General features: G+C 45.4%; 2 protein-coding genes. Both read right to left on the reverse strand.

The window, feature by feature from the left end; genetic code table 11:
- The coding region (locus ACO4PX_RS09755) for a formate--tetrahydrofolate ligase (protein ID WP_485572491.1) at positions 1-353 on the reverse strand (353 nt) is incomplete at its 3' end.
- Positions 354-2,831, reverse strand: a 2,478-nt coding sequence (locus ACO4PX_RS09760) for an FtsK/SpoIIIE family DNA translocase (RefSeq protein WP_485572493.1), incomplete at its 5' end; no start/stop codon positions are given.

Genomic DNA, 2,831 nt, shown 5'->3' on the forward strand with positions numbered 1-2,831 from the left:
GGAGCAACCTGAGCATATCCGCCTCCTGCTGCACCACCCTTTACACCAAAGCATGGTCCAAGGCTGGGCTCTCTTAATGCCACAATGCTCTTCTTTCCTAAACGGTTCAACGCATCATTTAAGCCGATAGATACTGTGGTCTTGCCCTCTCCTAAGGGCGTGGGATTGGTGGCGGTAACCAGAATCAATTTTCCCTTCTGCTTTCCTTCCTGAGCAGAGCAAAAGCTTTGGGATAATTTTGCTTTATACTTTCCGTAGAGTTCCAGATTCTCTTCGGAAATCCCATAATTTCTAGCCACTAAAGCAATTGGTTTCAGTGTTACCTCGTGAGCAATTTCTAAATCTGATTTCATTTACTCCATCCTTTCTGTAGACAGTAACTCCTCAAATTCTTCCATGTTCATTAAAACCTTTCTGGCCTTGGTGCCTTCCTCCTCTCCAACGACATGTTCCGCAGCCAACTGGTCCATTATCCTTGCCGCCCGATTAAAACCGATGCGGAATTTTCTTTGTAAAAAGCCGATACTTGCCTTGTCCGTTTCAATCACCAGTGATCCGGCCTCCGCAAAAAGCTCGTCTCTATCGCTTTGACTTCCTCCCGTCTCTTCCGTGGCTTCCTTTTCCAGGCTCTTAGAGATGGAATGGTTATACTCCGCTTCTCCTTGAGACTTTAAAAATTCCGTGACCTTAGCCACCTCTTCATCCGATACAAAGGCTCCCTGTACTCGGATAGGCTTGGGTAAATTCTGAGGGAAGAAAAGCATATCTCCCTTTCCCAGAAGCTTTTCCGCTCCATTCATGTCGATAATGGTACGGGAATCCACTCCGCTACTTACGGAAAAGGCAATACGGGAAGGAACATTTGCCTTAATCAGTCCCGTTATGACATTGACGGAAGGTCTTTGGGTAGCAATAATCAAATGCATTCCGCAGGCTCTTGCCAGCTGAGTCAATCGGACAATAGCATCCTCCACTTCCGACGCCGATACCATCATCAAATCCGCAAGCTCATCAATAATGATTAAAATCTGGGGAAGAACGGAAAGTCCCTCCTTCTCTCTTTCTTCCTCGCTAAGGCCACGTATTTTTTCGTTGTAGCCGGATAAGTCTCTTACACCGTAAGCGGCAAATTTCTTATAGCGACTTGTCATCTCCGCCACAGCCCAGTTCAATGCCGCAGCAGCCTTTTTCGGATCCGTAACCACCGGAATAAGCAAATGAGGAATGCCGTTATATACCTGAAGCTCCACCACCTTAGGATCCACCATAATCATCCTGACCTCTTCCGGACTGTAGCGATAGAGTATGGACATAATCAGGGTGTTGATGGAAACGGATTTTCCCGCTCCCGTAGCTCCTGCCACCAGTAAGTGAGGCATCTTTGCAATATCCGTTACCACCACCTTGCCTCCAATGTCTTTTCCCACACCAAAGGCCAGTTTCATCTTGTTTTCCTGAAAGGCGGGAGAAGACAGAATATCTCCCAAATATACTACCTGGCTGTTTTTATTGGGAACTTCAATTCCTACCGCAGACTTTCCCGGAATAGGCGCTTCAATTCGGATATCCGCCGCCGCCAAGCGCATCTTAATATCATTGCTTAAGGATACAATCTTAGCTAATTTTACCCCCTGCTCCGGTTGCAGCTCGTAACGGGTAACGGAGGGACCTACGGAAACATTACTGATGCTTACGGTAATGCCGAAGCTCTTTAGGGTTTCCTTCAAGGTCTGGGCATTTTTCTCGATCTCGCTTCGTTTTTCCTCTTCCTGACTATGGGAACGCTTCAAGAGGGAGAGCGGGGGGAACACATAGGGTTTTGCAGTCTTTTCCGGAACGGAATCCACTGTTAATTCTTCCTCTTTCTTTTCCTGAATACGCTTTTGTAAGTTTTCATTATCGGAAGCAATTCTTCTGCCATCGGCGGTGTAGACCACTCTGGAGGACGGGTCTCCCTGTAAAAGACGCTTCTTCAGCTCCTCTTCGTCCAAGGCTTCCTCGTCCAAAGGCTCTTCTTTCATAGACTGTTTTTTCAAAGACTTTACCTTTGGAACTGCGTCTATCTCCGAAGAATTCTCCGGGAAAAGCTCTTCCACTTCCGAAGAATCTGATAAGCCTTCCACCGTAAAGGAGTCCTCTTTCCAGTCTTCCTTCTTACTGTTTATTAAATCCAGTTCTTCCTTAACACTCAGTAAGTCGGAACGGAGCGCTTCCTTCTCCTTATTTTCTTCCGCCTCTAAAGGAGAAACTTCCCTCTCTTCCTTAAAATCTTCCAAATGAAAGTCGGTGGTTTGAAAATCCGCCTCTCTCTCTTCCCGTCTAAATCTTCTTTCCTCCAAAGCTTCTCTGGCAGTTTGAGAAATTCTCTGTAAATCGCTTTTCGCCCTTCTTCCCGCCTTTTCCGCAGTCTGCACGGAAAATAAAGCAAAGAGGCTCATCAGGGGCTTTTCGGTAATCATCACCAAGCATAATAAAATAGCGAAAAACAGCACAATCATGGCTCCCAGGCTACCTAGAAACTGCTTTAAAAACAAAAGAAAAATACCGGGTAGTACTCCCCCTTCGGTCAATAAATCCGTTAAATCTTCCGGAATACTCTTTCCGAAAATAAGTACAGGAAGAAAAGCTCCCAGAAAAATATACAAGAAGCAAATAAAAGGAATCTTCCTCATAATCATCGGATTGTTTCGATTTGCCATGGTAAAGGCAACAAGAAAAAATAAGACAAAGGGAAAAAGAACACTGAAGGACCCGAATAAAAATACAAGTCCCTGTGAAAGTCCCTCTCCCACTATTCCGCAAAATCCTAAATTACTGAGAAGCAAAAGCAA

Source organism: Oribacterium sp. (assembly GCF_057249185.1).